The sequence below is a fragment of the Chelativorans sp. AA-79 genome (assembly GCF_029457495.1).
Lineage (GTDB): Bacteria > Pseudomonadota > Alphaproteobacteria > Rhizobiales > Rhizobiaceae > Chelativorans.
Genome location: NZ_CP120361.1, coordinates 2,585,264 through 2,600,962, shown reverse-complemented (window position 1 = coordinate 2,600,962; position 15,699 = coordinate 2,585,264). Strand labels below are relative to the sequence as shown.

The following is a 15,699-nucleotide window of genomic DNA, read 5'->3' as shown; positions in this document are numbered from 1 at the left end:
CCGCAGATGCGGTGCGGACCTTATCCCCGCGCAGCACGCTGTATGCCGCTGGCGGCAGTCGCGCTTATCTGGGCAGCAGGTGCAGCCGCCCAGGACGATGCTTCCGCGCCGCCCGGCCGGCAGGTCTTCCAGTCCGCAGAGCCTGCCTGCGCGATCTGTCACATCCTGGAGGATGCCGGGGCGAAAGGCCGGGTCGGCCCCAGCCTGGACTCGCTCCAACCCAGCGCCGAACAGGTCCGCAGCGCCGTACGGGAAGGGCCGGGCACCATGCCCTCCTATGCGGACAGGCTGAGCCAGGATCAGATCGACGCGCTGGCCGAATATGTGGCGGGGGCTGCCGGGCAGTAGGCAGCGCCGGGCACGGGCCGGCTTCAGCCGCGCCAGCCGCCGGTGTCTTCTCCCCGATATCCACACCCATCACACACAACATATAGCGGTCATAATGCCTACACAAAACGACTGCTTGACGGGCGTACCCGAGTCGCTTTTTATAAAAGGGAGGCGTCCGTCGAGGGCGTTTCAGAATTCGGACGGGAAGTCGGTTGTTTTAATTTTTCAGTCGTTGCGCGTTGCGCTTCGCCCGTTGTCGCCGCGGGCGGAGAGGATGTTTTACTGTCCGGACGAAAGGCGGCGGGGGCGCGGGTGTCGGAGTGGAAATCGGTAGCTGTTAATGCTATATTTAGCGTTTGCAGGCACGATCGACACCAGATAATGTGAAGTTCTCCATTCTGGAGAAACAATCACGGGAGCGTCATCGGACCAGCCGCACCTTGCCCGGCGGCTTTTGCGCGGCCCTTCGGGCCGTGCCGGCTGGTCGTGTGGAACGATGATCGCGGGGGGCTGTCATGTGTCAGCACTTGGCAGCAGAAGGCGGGATTGGACTGTCGCGTGGCGGATGTGACGAGCATTGCCACGCGCGGGACGCTATATGTTGAGACCAAGAGGGACCAAGATGCGGATTGAACGTCGGTTCACCAAGGAAGGCCAGTCTCCCTATGCGGAGATCCCCTTCCGCAAGGCCTTGAGCGAGATCAGGAACCCGGACGGCTCCATTGTCTTCCGGCTGGAAGACATCGACGTGCCCGCGCAGTTCAGCCAGGTCGCCGCCGATATCCTGGCGCAAAAATACTTCCGCAAGGCCGGCGTGCCCGCGCGCCTGAAAAAGGTGGAGGAGAATTCAGTCCCCTCCTTTCTGTGGCGTTCCGTGGCGGATGAGGAGGCATTGGCCACTCTGCCTGCGGAAGAGCGTTACGGCTCCGAGACGGATGCCCGCCAGGTCTTCGACCGGCTCGCCGGCACCTGGACCTATTGGGGCTGGAAGGGCGGCTACTTCGCTTCGGAGGATGACGCCCGGGCCTTCATGGACGAGCTCGCCTATATGCTCGCCACCCAGCGCGTCGCGCCCAATTCCCCGCAATGGTTCAACACCGGCCTGCACTGGGCCTATGGCATCGACGGCCCCGGCCAGGGCCACTATTACGTCGATCCCTTCACCGGCAAGCTGACGAAATCCAGGTCGGCCTACGAGCACCCGCAGCCGCATGCCTGCTTCATCCAGTCCGTCGGCGACGATCTCGTCAACGAGGGCGGCATCATGGACCTGTGGGTGCGCGAGGCGCGGCTGTTCAAATACGGCTCGGGCACGGGCTCCAATTTCAGCCATCTGCGCGGCGAGGGCGAGAAGCTTTCCGGCGGCGGCAAGTCCTCCGGCCTCATGAGTTTCCTCAAGATCGGCGACCGCGCGGCCGGCGCCATCAAGTCCGGCGGCACCACACGCCGCGCCGCGAAAATGGTGATCGTCGATGCCGACCATCCCGATATCGAGGCCTTCATCGACTGGAAGGTGAACGAGGAGCAGAAGGTCGCCTCCCTCGTCACCGGCTCGAAGATCGTGCGCAAGCATCTCGACGCGATCATGAAGGCTTGCGTGAACTGCGAGGGCGCCAACGACGATTGCTACGAGCCGCAGAAGAACCCGGCGCTGAAGCGCGAGATCAAGGCCGCGAAGAAGAACGCTGTTCCCGAGAACTACGTCAAGCGCGTCATCCAGTTCGCCAAGCAGGGCTACACCGCGATCGACTTCAAGACCTACGATACGGATTGGGATTCGGAGGCCTATCTCACCGTCTCCGGCCAGAACTCCAACAACTCCGTCTCCCTGAAAGACGACTTCCTGCGCGCGGTCGAGGATGACGGCGACTGGACCTTGATCCGCCGTATCGACGGAAAGCCGGCGAAGGTGCTGAAGGCCCGCGACCTGTGGGAGAAGATCGGCTACGCCGCCTGGGCCTCGGCCGATCCGGGCCTGCACTTCAACACCACCATGAACGACTGGCACACCGCACCGGCCGCCGGCCCCATCCGCGCGTCGAACCCGTGCTCGGAATACATGTTCCTGGACGACACGGCCTGCAATCTCGCCTCCGTCAACCTGCTGCAGTATCGCGGCAAGGACGGCACGTTCGACATCGGATCGTATGAGCACTCCGTGCGGCTCTGGACCATGGTGCTAGAAATCTCCGTCATGATGGCCCAGTTCCCCTCCAAGGAGATCGCCAAGCTCTCCTACGAGTACCGCACGCTGGGCCTGGGCTACGCCAATATCGGCGGCCTGTTGATGACCTCCGGCATCCCCTATGATTCCGACGAGGGACGCGCCATCTGCGGCGCGCTCACGGCGATCATGACGGGCGTCGCCTACGCGACCTCGGCCGAGATGGCCGCAGAGCTCGGCGCCTTCCCCGACTATGAGCGCAACGCGGAGCATATGCTGCGCGTCATGCGCAACCATCGCCGCGCCGCCCACGGCCTGTCGGAGGGCTATGAGAAGCTCGCCGTCAACCCCGTGCCGCTGAAACCCGAGCACTGCCCGGATCCCGAGCTCACCGCGCACGCCCGCGCCGCCTGGGACCGCGCCCTCGAACTCGGTGAAAAACACGGCTACCGCAACGCGCAGGCCACCGTGATCGCCCCCACCGGCACGATCGGCCTCGTCATGGATTGCGACACCACCGGCATCGAGCCGGACTTCGCGCTGGTGAAGTTCAAGAAGCTCGCCGGCGGCGGCTATTTCAAGATCATCAACCGCGCCGTGCCCGAGGCGCTGCGTACCCTCGGGTACTCCGAAAGCCAGATAGCCGAGATCGAGGCCTATGCCGTCGGCCACGGGAACCTCAACCAGGCGCCGGCCGTCAACCCGTCCACGCTCAAGGCCAAGGGCTTCACGGACGAGAAGATCTCCGCCTTGAACGAGGCGCTGAAGTCCGCCTTCGACATCAAGTTCGCCTTCAACCAGTGGACGCTGGGTGCGGACTGGCTGAAGGAGACCTTCGGCTTCACCCAGGAGCAGCTCGACGATTTCTCCTTCGAGCTGCTGCCGGCACTGGGTTTCGCCAAGAAGGACGTCGAGGCTGCCAACATCCATGTCTGCGGTGCCATGACACTCGAGGGCGCGCCGCATCTGAAGGACGAGCACCTGCCCGTCTTCGACTGCGCCAATCCCTGCGGCAAGATCGGCAAGCGCTATCTCTCGGTCGAATCCCACATCCGCATGATGGCCGCGGCGCAGCCCTTCATTTCCGGCGCCATTTCCAAGACCATCAACATGCCGAACGACGCGACGGTCGAGGATTGCAAGAACGCCTACATGCTCTCCTGGAAGCTGGCGCTGAAGGCGAACGCGCTCTATCGCGACGGCTCGAAGCTCTCCCAGCCGCTCAATTCCTCCTTGATCGCCGATGACGAGGAGGACGAGGAGGATGCCGTGGAGGTGCTGGCCGCCCAGCCTCTGGCCGCGCGCGCCACGCAGGTCACGGAAAAGATCGTCGAGCGTGTGGTCGAGCGCCTCTACCGCGACCGCGAGAAGCTGCCCAACCGCCGCAAGGGCTACACCCAGAAAGCCGTGGTCGGCGGCCACAAGGTCTACCTGCGCACCGGCGAGTTCGATGACGGGCGCCTCGGCGAGATCTTCATCGACATGCACAAGGAAGGCGCTGCCTTCCGGGCGATGATGAACAATTTCGCCATCGCCATCTCGCTCGGCCTGCAATACGGCGTGCCGCTGGAGGAATATGTGGAGGCCTTCACCTTCACCAAGTTCGAGCCGGCCGGCATGGTGCAGGGCAACGACGCCATCAAGAACGCCACCTCCATCCTCGACTATGTCTTCCGCGAGCTTGCCGTCTCCTATCTCGGCCGCAACGACCTCGCCCATGTCGACACGTCGGATTTCACCAACACCGCGCTCGGCCGCGGCATCAACGAGGGCAAGGCGCTTCCCTTTTCCAAGGGGCTGACGCGCGGCGCCTCCCCCTTCAAGGTGGTGGCGGGCAAGACCGAGCCGAAGGGCGAACTTTCCTCCCCGGCCCCTGCCCGCGCCGCGCAGCCCACGGCGGCCGGCGGCTCCAACGTCCGCGCCATCTCATCCGGCGCGACGGTGACAGCCTTGAAGCCCGCCTATGCCGGCCTGCAGGAAGAAGCCACCGCCTTCCGCCGCGACTATGAGGAGCGCGCCAAGGAACTGGCCGAGGAAGCGGTCGCGGAAGAAGGCCTGGACGCCCTCTTCACCGAAAGTGCCGCCGACGAGGCGGCGGAAGCCAAGAAGGTGGAGACCCACCGCCGCCAGCAGGCCATCGCCCAGGGCTACACGGGCAACATGTGCTCCGAGTGCCAGAACTTCACGATGGTGCGGAACGGGACGTGTGAGAAATGCGATACGTGTGGCGCGACGAGCGGGTGTTCGTGAGATAGGATGCAGTTGCTGCTGTGAGGAGGGCAACATAGTTTGTCCTCCTGCAGCCTAAAATGTCCGCAATGGCAACTTGACGATGTCCCAAAGCTACGAAACAGCGTGAACGAGCAACACAACAACCCGCTTTCACCGACCGTCACGAAGGTTCTTGACGAGTATCTTGATACGTTGCTTGCTGATGAAGCGCTGGGAGACGCACTTGCAAAGCAGCTCGACGCACTCTTGCGAACGGGCAAGGTTCCGAAAATCGAGGATATTGATACGGCACTTTCCCCCCTACCCAAGGGGGGCAATGGGTGATCCGCATAAAGACCATCCATATCGAGGAGTTTCGCGGCATCCGGGAACTTGATCTTGATTTGGGCTGTGCAAATTTCGGGATTTGCGGACCGAATGGCACCGGCAAGAGCGGCGTGGTCGATGCCATCGAGTTTTGTCTCACCGGCAATGTCACGAGACTTTCCGGACAAGGCCAGGGCGAACTAAGCGTTAAAGGGCATGCGCCTCACGTCGATCATCGCAAAAACCCCGACAAAGCCAAGGTTGCGATTACTGCGACTATCCCTTCCCTCGGTAAGGACGTCACGATAACGCGCACCGTCAAGAATCCGCGTATCATGATCCTTACGCCCGCTGATCCGGCAGCGGAGGCAGTCTTTGACGAACTGCAATCGCACCCCGAGTTTGCCCTCTCCCGTCGTGAGATCGCCAAATACATTGTCACGCCACCCGCGAAGCGTTCCACTGACGTGCAGAATCTGCTGCGCCTTGAGCATATTGGAGGCTTGCGCAGAGCGTTCGTCAGCTACGCAAACAAATGCAAACGGGAGGACGAGGAAGCGGAGCGCGCGCGGAAGCGTGCCGAAGACGACCTCAAGACGGCGCTCGGGCTTCCCGCGCTTGACCGGGAAAAAGTGCTGGAAAGAGCCAATGCGCAGCGCGGCATTCTTGGTTTGCCGACTTTGGCCGAGCTCACCCCGCAAACGTCTTTCAAGGAAGGTGCGCCGAAGGATGGGAAAGATTCCGAGAAACCCGGCATAGCAAAAGATGTCGCCCTTGCAGACCTTGCTGCGTTGTCCGCCGCCATTAAGGCAGCTGAACCCGCCACGTTGAAAGCGCATCGGGAAAGCGCCCTGTCAGCTTTGCGAAAGCTAAAGGAGGACGAAAAGGCTCTGTCACTTGCCCGGGCGCATGGCTTCATTACCACTGGCCTGCAACTGGTTACGGAGGATGCCTGCCCTCTTTGCGACACGCCTTGGAACGCCGATGAGTTGCGCGAACACCTCAAGACGAAGCTCTTGAGTGCCGAAGAGATGGGCACGCTGCTCGAAAGTCTTGGCAAGGCGATCGGCGCAGTTGTGGGCGGGATTGACGAACGGGCAACAGCGATCCGCAAGGCGGCTGACTACGCGGGGGCACTTAGTCCCTCCGTCCTTCGCGCCGAGCTCGATAGTTACGCCGAGGCCCTTGGTGACGTGAAGGCGGCGCTCAAGGCATTTCAGGAGGATCATTCCAAGATTGAAGGTGCAATTTCCGCGCTGGAGAAGAAGTGGTGGGAAGTTGCGGCAGAAGCGCAGGCACGACTAGACGAGACGCAAAAAGGCTTCACGGCTTTGCCCGACAGCTCGGCCAAGGACAATGCGATTGCGTTCCTCGCCGTCCTCCAGGATCGCTATGAAAGACTGCTCTCTACGACCAGAGCCGCCAAGGCAATGGGCATGCGAAATGCCACGGCGCAGAAGGTGCATGACCACTACAACGCCGTTTCCAACAAGGTCCTCGAAGACATCTACGATGCCGTCGCCAAGGAATTCACCGACTTCTACAAGGCCATCAATGACGATGAAGGCAGATTTGTCGGTGAGTTGAAGGCCGAGCCGGCGAAACTCAGTTTCAATGTCGATTTCTATGGCAGGGGAACGTTCCCGCCCGGCGCTTATCATAGCGAAGGGCATCAAGACGGTATGGGGCTGTGCCTTTATCTGGCGCTGATGAAGCACACGCTCGGCGACAAGTTCACCTTTGCCGTGCTCGATGACGTCCTTATGTCCGTTGATACCAGCCACCGGCGCGAAGTATGCCGCCTGCTCAAGACGAAATTTCCCGATACGCAATTCATCCTGACAACATCGGCGGGAACGACAAGAATTCGCTCGTCGTCAGGGACGCTCCGATGATAACGGCCAAGGGCAGCAGCAGGAACGCGAGAGCCAATAGGGAAATGACGCGGATAAGGCTGCGCACGATCATTGTCAGCGAACTCCCAGCCGCGAGACGAGCGAAGAAACAGAAATCATCGCCAGGGTAAAGACGAGCAGGGTGATCGCGAGCGCCCCGCCGTAGTGGAAATCGAAAACGCTCGCATATTGTTGGAACACAAGCATGGCGAGCACAGTGACGCGTCCGCCTGACAGGAGTGCCGGAGTCACGTAGGCGCTCACGGCAAGGGCAAACACGATGATCGCGCCCGATACGACTCCCGGGATGCTCAGGCGGAAAGTGACGTTCCAGAAAGTAGACGCCGGACTGCCGCCAAGATCGGCCGATGCATGCTCGAGTGAGGTGTCAATTCTGGCCAGTGCGTTTCCGACAGTCAGGACGACGAAAGGCAGGAGGATGTAGACCAATCCAATCAGTATCCCAATTTCCGTGCCCAGGAAGCGGATCGGGCGTTCAATCAACCCCGAGAGTTCCATCGACTCGTTCACGATACCGTTCCGGCCGAGAAGCACCATCCAGCCGAAGGAACGTACGATGTTGCTGGTGAAGAGCGGAAGGACCAGGAGTATGACGCAAAGACGCCGCCATGCCTTCCACTGCACGATCCGGACCAGATACCAGGCGAGCGGGTAGCCGATCACAAGGCATATCAAAGTGGTCAGGACGCCCAGACGGAAAGTCACGGCAATCACCGACCAATGGTATTGATCCAGAAGAATCCGTGCGTAGTTGGAGAGCGTCGCCCCCCCTTCCCCGCTCGTAAAACTTGCCAGCAAAACGACCGTGAGCGGCACCAGGAAAAAGGCGACGAAGAAAGCCAAGGGGAGCGCGACCAGTGCCACGATGGTGGCACGTGTGCCGTTCATAGCCGTTTGTCCCTGATGAAGTGAATGTCGACCTGCCGGATGTTGACCTGGACGGGCTGGCCCTCTGACAGGCCTTCACGGGCGAGTCCCAGCCGACGAGCCATGATCGAATGTCCCAGCGCCTTCACGTAGATGTTGGTGGCTCCGCCGATGCTGTTGATCGTCTCAATCTGCCCGGGAAGCTGGAGGTGTCCATCTTGGCGTCCCCCCGCGTCTACGGAAAGATGAACATGTTCGGGTCGCACGACCGCGATGCAAGATCTGCCCTGGTTATCGGCTTCGCTTATCCGAACATCTCCGCCATCCTTGATAATCGGTAGCAGATTTGCCTCGCCGATGAATTCCGCTACGAAGCGCGTTGAAGGGTGGCGGTATATCTCGTCTCCATCACCGAGCTGCTCGATCCGTCCCTGCCTCATCACCGCAATGCGATCCGACATCGCCATAGCCTCTTCCTGGTCATGAGTGACGAAGACGAAGGCGACACCGATCTTTTCCTGAATTTGTTTCAGTTCGATTTGCATGCGCTTGCGAAGCTGGAGATCCAAGGCGCTCAACGGCTCGTCGAGAAGCAACAACTTCGGCCTGTTTACGATGGCACGCGCCAGCGCGACACGTTGCTGCTGTCCTCCGGACATCTGCCGCGGATAGCGCCCGCTGAACTCCGACAATCCAACCAGGCCCAGAGCCTCGTGGGCCCGATTCCGGGATTCGTTCCGGCTTGCGCCGGTGCGGCGCGGCCCATAGGCAACATTATCCAGGACATTCAAATGCGGAAACAGAGCATAGTTCTGGAAAACCGTGTTGAGCGGTCTCCTATGAGGCGGCAGACCTGTGATGTCCTCTCCATCGATACGGATTGTCCCGGCATCGCATGTCAGAAACCCGGCAATCAATCGCAGGAGGGTAGTCTTGCCGCACCCGCTGGGACCAAGAAGAGAGACGAACTCTCCGGGTTCGACCTTTAGCGAAATTTCGCTAAGCGCCTGATGCTTTCCGAACTTCTTGGAGACGTTCTCGATGGAGAGGAGAGGCATGTCGCTTCAGCGCGCTACTTCGCGGTTCCAGGTATCGGTCAGCTCGGCCCGACGGGCATTGATCTCGTTCCAATCGAATAGAAGCAGATCATCAACCGAGCCGTTTTCTCCCCAAGGGAGCTTGCGGCCGACTTCCGGTGACAGCTCGACTTCGGTCACGGCGGGACCAAGATAGAGCGTTTCCGCCAAGCAGGAGGCTGCCTCGGCGCTGAGAGCCATGTCAATGAATTTCAAGGCACCTTCCGGGTTCGGGGCACCTTCGACGACATGCAGGCGTGCGTCAGTTGCCCAAACGCCTTCCTTCGGCACGACGAATCCGACGGGCAGGCCGCTGTCGATCAAGTCCCATGCGCCGACGCTGAAGTGAGCGCCAATAATTACTTCGCCGCTCTGAAAAGCGTTGCTGGCAGCGCCCGAGGAGTCAAAAAACAGCCCGGCGTCAAGGCTCTTCAATTTCTCGAAGGTTTCGCTCATGTCGTCAGGTGAGCCACCGCCAATCCGGTTCAGGAAAAAGATGAAGGGAATCCCGGCCGAATTGCTGGGGGAAGGAATTGTGACGGCTCCCGCATAATCCTCATCCCACAGCGCTTCCCACGACATTGGTGCCGTTTCGATTTCGTCGGTCCGGTATGTCAGCCCGAGGGAATAATATCCGCCGCCCACCGCATAGACCTTTTCGCCATTCCGGTAGATGGCAGACTTCGCAAGTTTTTCGGAGTTTGGCATGGCTTCCAGATCGATGGCCCCCAACACACCAGCTTCTTCAGCCAATTCACTGATCCCGCCGTCCATGTAGACGACGTCGATGGTCGGATTGGCGGCCTGCTGTTGCAGCTTGGCCAATGTTGTCGTGGAAGTTCCAATGTCTGGTACAACCTGTATTCCGGTCGCCTCGGTGAAGGGGTCCGCAACGCACTCCTGAAATGCGTCGCCCCAATTCCCTCCGTACCAAGCTACTGTAAGCGTCTCGCCCTGGGCTCTGGCGTAAGGAATCGTCGCCGCCATGCCGGCAACGAGAGCGGAAAACAGGAAAGTCGAATTTCTCATTGTGCTTCTCCCTTATGTACGTTCCCCGGAGCAAACCTTGCAATCCGCGCGAAAATTAGCTTGAAACCTATAGCCGGAAACTTGAATAAAAACGACAAAATGAGGTTGGGAGAACGGTCATGGTCGCCGCAGACACTCGAAAGGCACCGCTCCGTGTCGGTTTCGTCCTTCTCGAGAAATTCACCTTGGCTGCGTTCGGCGGTTTGATTGATGCGCTGCGTCTGGCAGCGGACGACGGAGGGGAAAGCCGTCAAATACATGCTTCGTGGAAAATCATGACGCCGGAAGCGGGAAACCAAACGGCCAGCTGCGGACTACAGGTGACCGGAAGCAGCGATTTTATCGATCCGGAAGAATTCGATTACATCGCTGTTTGCGGAGGCAACAATTATTTGGACGACCGCCCCACCCCGCTTCTCTCACGTTATCTGGAGAACGCGATCGACAAAGGCGTCCGGCTACTCGGCATATGTACCGGCAGCTTCGCGATAGCACGGGCCGGTCTTGCAGACAAAAGAACCGTCTGTGTTCATTGGAACGTCAAGGATGCTTTTGAACGGCAATTCCCGCACGTGCATACGTCGGTCGACCGTCTTTTTGTCGACGAAGGTGACCTCATTACTTGCGCAGGCTCTACCGCCGCGATCGACCTTGGTCTTTATCTTGTCTCCCGTCACTGCGGCAGGGACAGGGCCCAACAGGCAGTGCGCCACATGATGCTGACGGGAATTCGCGAGCCGAGTCTCCCGCAGGCGTATTTCTGTCAGGAACTCGAGGGGGTAAAAGATCCAAGGGTCCGCAAAGCGATCCATTTCATGGAGCAACAGCTCGATCACCTGCCTCCAATACCAGCTGTCGCCCGGTACGTCGGCGTCAGCGCACGCCAGCTTGAACGCGCTTTCAGGGGAGAGCTCGGTATGACGCCGATGAGGTATCACCGCGTCATGAGGCTCAATTACGGTCGGTGGATGATTGACAACAAGCTGGACAGCCTTACCCAAATCGCGCTGGACTGCGGTTTCTCGGATGCCGCACATTTTTCCCGCGAGTTCAGGCAGCACTTTGGCCTACCGCCAAGCAGGTACCGCGTGAAGGCATAGAGATCTGGCGGTGATAACCGTTGCTCAAGCTGTATGTCGAGATGGGCGGGCGAATGAACCCGTTCAGTCATCTTCATGATCCGATGACAAACCGCCCATTCCGTTCTCGCCGCTGTGGGGCTGCCCTGATCAATCCAATTCGTCGGTTTGATCAAGCGGCCCTCCCCTTCCAAGGATTTCCTTCCCTTGCGGCGAAGATTTCGCACGTACGAGTGTCAGGCTGAATTCCCGACCAGAATCCTGAATTCTCTGGGATCCACGTTGCGCGGCCGCCGCAATGAGTTCATCGAATTGGCTTCGCGCCTCTTCCAGGGTCCATATGTTGGATTCCCGGCGCGGATTTGCATGATTTTCTCGATTCTTTGTCATTTTGTGTTCCGGCACCTACCCTGCATCAAGCTAAACCCGGGACCATTAACGAATTGCCGGTGACTTTCTTCTTAGGTGGGCCAATCCGTAACACAACAGGTCGCCGCTGTGAGCCCAGAGCCCGACATGTACGTGCTCGATACCGATGTATTGAGCCAGTTTGCGCTGAAACGCCCCAATCGCCAGATCATCAATTGGCTTCAGAATACAACTGCCGGTGTCGCAATTCCGTTCGGCGCGGTTATCGAGATCGAAAGGGGCATTTCGAACATAGCGGTTCGCGACCGAGCCCGGTCCGAGGCGCTCCGTAGTTGGTTACAGTCGTTGTTGGAATCCGACATACCATTTCTTGGGATGGACGCAGCCATTGCGTGTCTTTACGGACGCATGACGTCTGTCCCGCCGCTGAAGAGGTTCTGGGTCCCGGCGAGCAACATCAAGAAGCCGAAACTGGGGCAGGATCTCTCAATCGCTGCGACAGCCATTGTCCACGCTGCCCCTATTGCATCGCTAAATGCAAAGGACTTCTTGTACATCCACCGCTTTTTCAGATTGCCGGGGCTGTTCAATCCGCAGCAAGAAAGATGGTTGATTCCACCAGTGAACGGGGCATCTACCTGCGGGATTTCGCCAACGAGCACTCCACAATCAGTCTAGCGTCCCCGTTCTTCAACGAACCTGGCCTCTGGGTATGGTCGAACTCAGAGCGGCATACGGTGACGGGGCAATCATCCCACGATGGGTTCCGCTTCTTCGGCGGCCGCACTGGCGACTGTTTCAATCTCATTCAGGCATTCCGCAGGTTTCTTCCCGTCCAGCCAACCATTTGGTGACGTGAACCAAAACGCTATCTGCCATTCTGATTTCCGTTTGCTCAGAATTTTGAGCACCCGTGCGACTGTCCCATGCGGCTGCCCGTCATGAAACTGGAATGCAGGGAAATACTCCGTGTCGTTGTATCTGACGGAGAAAATTTTCCCGTTGTCCTTCCAGCGTGATGTCGTGCTTCGGTCCGTCGAGCGATCTGCCACACTATTGGGCACCCGCTTGATTGTCAGGCATGGCCAATCCGCCAGGAAGCGAGCCCTGACCTTGGCGTTGCTATCCAACAGATGCTGGGCTGCGTCCGCACTGTGCGGCGAGGTGATGCCCATGTTCAAATCCTCGGAGCTAATCGGCCGCTAGTACGGCGGTAGCGTCATCTACTTCGATATAAAACTCAAGAGGATTTCGCTCTTGAGCAGAGCAATGCGTCAGTCCGAATAGGCCCCCATACAGGGGGGCGCGCCGAACCCTCAGAGATCGTGCCCCAGGGCGTGATAACGGTGGTTGACCCCTCCCCGGATGCGGGACCTGCTGAGGAAGCAGTATCCTGTCCTCATTGAGCATTATCCCCGCAGCTTTCTAGGCATACAACAATCATAGTTGACAGGCTGCGGTTTGTTCCCTATTCGTTCCGGCATTATGAACAGTACGACCATACGCCTCATACGTTGACCATGTGCCGACCCGCCGATTGGCGGCGTCACATGCCCGTTCGTATGCGTATGGAGTGACCTGTGACCGCCCACCCCACCGTAGATCAGAGCTTTCTCGCCTCCGTACGAGTTGAAGCAGCTCGTCATTCTTTTCATCCTCGCGGCACGGTCCGGTGTGCCGGAGCACCTTTGTTCCGCAATCAGGCTGCCCGACATCTCGGCTGCCTGTTGGATGTTGACCAGGATGTGATTTCATGGACCTGTCTGCCTCTGATGCTAGAACGAGACTCCGGCGTCCACATCCCTGACTTCCTGGTCGAAAAGGGCAGCGGGTCAATTGTCATGGATGCAGTGGAGGGCAGGGAGAAATCCCCTGCCCTATGGATTGCCAGTGAAGCCGCAGCCCACGGCTATGAATATGTTGCCGTGCCCGTCGACGAGATCGGCAGCGGATTCCGGCTCTGGAACGCCGTGGACCTGCTCAGATATTCCCGATGGCAATGCCCTCTTGGAGATCGCATTCGTCTGCTAGCGGCGTTGGACGAACACGGAACGCTGTCGGTCGCTGATTGCTTCCCGGCCTTCCAGGAGACGCGGCCGATAGCAGGTCTCTCCTCCCTGATCCTGAACCGCTTTGTCGAAGTCGATCTCGATGAAGCGTTGATCGGCCCTGAAACCTCCGTCAGGCGCTGGCGCGACTGACAACGGCCTTTCCCCGAAACTTGATGAACCGGACCTTGTCCCGGGCGTATCCGGAGTCACTCCAATGAGCCGCAAGCGAAAACCCAAAGCACCGAAACAGCTGCGCAAACCAGCCGAGTTCCTGGCCTTCTGCTCGATTGTCCGTTCGGTCAGGCAGGAGCAGGTCTTTCGTAAAGGCGAGCCGCTGGTCCTGGCGCTGCTTGTCCCCAGTCCGCAGGATTTCGATCTCTACCACGAGGTTATCCAGCGCGCATTTCATGGCTGGCAACCGAACCGCCGAACGAAGACCGACGATGCCTGGATCGAAGTGTTTCAAGCCACCCGACGAAAATTCAACCGAAGCTACAATCTGTTGGAGGCGGCGGCCGGGCATGAGAAGCTCATCCTGTTGGCGGACTCCCGCGAGTCCCTCCCCGACGGCGTGGATGGCATTGCCGATGCCGTCGTCCAAATTCAGAAACCGGACACGCGGCATGTCCGAGCGGCGGCAAAGCTTTTCTTCGGCCAGACACTTACAGACGAACAGGCTGTCCGGATCGCGGGGTCCCCTCTCCGGATCGCCGCCGCTGCGTGGCGGAAAGGAAGGAACATCACCAAAACCATTGAGGCCATGACGCGGATCGCCAGTCCCAAGCGAAGCCCGGCATCAGGGCCGACGTTGGACGATCTATGCGGCATGGGCGAAGCCAGCGATTGGGGGAAGGAGCTTGCCAGGGACCTCGACGATTGGCGAGCAGGCACTATTCCTTGGGGCGACGTAGATCGTGGAGCTCTGGTAAGCGGTCCTCCGGGGTGTGGCAAAACCACATATGCTCAAGCTGTGGCACGCACCTGCAATGTCCATCTTGTGGCAGGTTCGCTTGCCCAGTGGCAAGCCCGCGGTCATTTGGGAGATTTGCTGAAGGCCATGCGCAGTGCCTTTGCGGAAGCGGCGGAAAATGCACCTTCAGTCCTTTTTATCGACGAGATCGACAGCGTGGGCGACAGGCTCCGTTTTTCGGGCGACAGCGCCCAGTACTATACGGAAGTCGTGAATGGCCTTCTGGAGTGCCTCGATGGCGTGGGTGGGCGTGAAGGCGTGGTCGTGATCGCAGCCACGAACTATCCGGAGAAGCTGGACGCGGCTTTGGTCCGGCCGGGGAGGCTTGATCGGCATATCCGCATTCCCCTCCCCGATCGGGAAGCCCGCGACGGAATCCTGAGGTGGCACTTGAGAGACAATCTTGTCGGTGCCGACCTGTCCGAAGTCGTTGATCGAACCGAAGGCTGGACGGGAGCCCGACTGGAACAGCTCTCACGTGATGCACGCCGTTGCGCGCGCCGTGCTCGTCGCCCGATGACGGTCGCCGACTTGGTGGCAGGCCTGCCGAAGCGGATTGCTCTTCCTGAAAAACTGCTCTGGAGATACGCGGTGCACGAATCCGGACACGCAGTCGTCAGGCATGTCCTGGAGATCGGCCAGCTTGAACATGTCTCCATTGCCAAATCGCTCGAACTCGGGGGAGACGCGCTGCAGTTCGGGGGCGGAATGTGCTTCAGCGAAAGTGCGTTTCCGGAAATGACAAAATCCAATCTCTTGAACAGAATCGCCATGCAGCTCGGGGGACTCGCTGCGGAGGAAGTTATTCTAGAATCCCGCTCTGCAGGTGGAGGCGGGCGAGAGGGCGCTGACCTCCATCTGGCCACAGTCGACGCGTTGCTGATGGAAGCTTCCTTCGGCTTGGGGGAGCATCTCACCTATCTCGTGGGGATGACCGAAGGCGATATGCTGTCCCTGCTCCGAAAGGACACTGATTTTCGGCAACGAGTAGACAAATTGCTGTCCCGTGAATTCGAGAGGGCCAAGGGTATCGTTGCCGATCACCGGCCCGAACTGGAAAAGATCGCAGAAGAACTCTTGCGAAAGCAAAAGCTGTCCAGAGAAGAAGTCGAAGAGATTTTCGCGCGACAGCCACCCCCGAGACGAGTGACCGGCATCGAAAAGAAAATTGCTTAGGGCCGCAACTGGAGCCAGAAACTCCAGAGAGGTGAATGAACACCCCCTCCCCAAAGAGTATCCGCGAGCGAACCCTCGAACTGAGAGTCAAAGGCAGCGCGGCGAACTACATCGCCTGCAGGCTGCACGGGTCT

At 59.4% G+C, this 15,699-nt stretch carries 13 protein-coding genes; 8 read left to right on the top strand and 5 right to left on the bottom strand.

Translation table 11 applies throughout. The features are described from left to right. Positions 1-42: 42 nt before the first annotated feature. The 4 genes from PVE73_RS12585 (at position 43) to PVE73_RS12570 (ending at position 6,927) form a co-directional block, all read left to right on the top strand. Positions 43-348, top strand: a complete 306-nt coding sequence (locus PVE73_RS12585) for a cytochrome c (RefSeq protein WP_277367242.1) — start codon at positions 43-45, stop codon at positions 346-348. A gap of 604 nt (positions 349-952) precedes the next feature. Further along, a complete protein-coding gene (locus tag PVE73_RS12580; protein ID WP_277367241.1) occupies positions 953-4,744 on the top strand; it encodes a vitamin B12-dependent ribonucleotide reductase in 3,792 nt (1,263 codons plus the stop codon). Between the two features lie 105 nt (positions 4,745-4,849). After that, positions 4,850-5,050 carry a hypothetical protein gene (locus PVE73_RS12575; protein WP_277367240.1) on the top strand — a complete coding sequence of 67 codons (201 nt, stop codon included), beginning with the start codon at positions 4,850-4,852 and terminating at the stop codon, positions 5,048-5,050. Continuing rightward, a complete protein-coding gene (locus PVE73_RS12570; protein ID WP_277367239.1) occupies positions 5,047-6,927 on the top strand; it encodes an AAA family ATPase in 1,881 nt (626 codons plus the stop codon). Before PVE73_RS12575 ends, PVE73_RS12570 begins: the two co-directional genes overlap by 4 nt. 75 nt (positions 6,928-7,002) lie before the next feature. On the opposite strand, the gene PVE73_RS12565 is transcribed toward PVE73_RS12570, so the two are convergent. The 3 genes from PVE73_RS12565 to PVE73_RS12555 are packed head-to-tail and all read right to left on the bottom strand — an operon-like array spanning position 7,003 to position 9,920. Continuing rightward, complete coding sequence (locus PVE73_RS12565; RefSeq protein ID WP_277367238.1) at positions 7,003-7,812, bottom strand: ABC transporter permease; 810 nt, start codon at positions 7,810-7,812, stop codon at positions 7,003-7,005. A 20-nt stretch (positions 7,813-7,832) separates the two neighbouring features. After that, positions 7,833-8,873 carry an ABC transporter ATP-binding protein gene (locus tag PVE73_RS12560; RefSeq protein WP_277367237.1) on the bottom strand — a complete coding sequence of 347 codons (1,041 nt, stop codon included), beginning with the start codon at positions 8,871-8,873 and terminating at the stop codon, positions 7,833-7,835. 6 nt (positions 8,874-8,879) lie between these two features. Further along, positions 8,880-9,920 (bottom strand): ABC transporter substrate-binding protein, encoded by a 1,041-nt coding sequence (locus PVE73_RS12555; protein ID WP_277367236.1) that lies wholly within the window; start codon positions 9,918-9,920, stop codon positions 8,880-8,882. A 119-nt stretch (positions 9,921-10,039) separates the two neighbouring features. Here PVE73_RS12555 and PVE73_RS12550 point away from each other — a divergent pair, with 119 nt between their 5' ends. Next, a complete protein-coding gene (locus tag PVE73_RS12550; RefSeq protein ID WP_277367235.1) occupies positions 10,040-11,020 on the top strand; it encodes a GlxA family transcriptional regulator in 981 nt (326 codons plus the stop codon). Between the two features lie 129 nt (positions 11,021-11,149). Here PVE73_RS12550 and PVE73_RS12545 read toward each other — a convergent pair whose 3' ends face one another. Then, a complete protein-coding gene (locus tag PVE73_RS12545) occupies positions 11,150-11,389 on the bottom strand; it encodes a hypothetical protein (protein ID WP_277367234.1) in 240 nt (79 codons plus the stop codon). Positions 11,390-11,515: 126 nt separating this feature from the next. On the opposite strand from PVE73_RS12545, the gene PVE73_RS12540 reads away from it, so the two are divergent. Further along, a complete protein-coding gene (locus PVE73_RS12540) occupies positions 11,516-12,046 on the top strand; it encodes a hypothetical protein (RefSeq protein WP_277367233.1) in 531 nt (176 codons plus the stop codon). Positions 12,047-12,117: 71 nt separating this feature from the next. On the opposite strand, the gene PVE73_RS12535 is transcribed toward PVE73_RS12540, so the two are convergent. Next, a complete protein-coding gene (locus PVE73_RS12535; protein WP_277367232.1) occupies positions 12,118-12,543 on the bottom strand; it encodes a hypothetical protein in 426 nt (141 codons plus the stop codon). Positions 12,544-13,056: 513 nt separating this feature from the next. Here PVE73_RS12535 and PVE73_RS12530 point away from each other — a divergent pair. Next, positions 13,057-13,569, top strand: coding sequence for a hypothetical protein (locus tag PVE73_RS12530; protein WP_277367231.1), 513 nt, complete (start codon positions 13,057-13,059; stop codon positions 13,567-13,569). Positions 13,570-13,633: 64 nt separating this feature from the next. After that, entirely contained in the window at positions 13,634-15,565 is a 1,932-nt protein-coding gene (locus tag PVE73_RS12525; protein WP_277367230.1) for an AAA family ATPase, read from the top strand. The last annotated feature ends 134 nt before the right edge of the window (positions 15,566-15,699 follow it).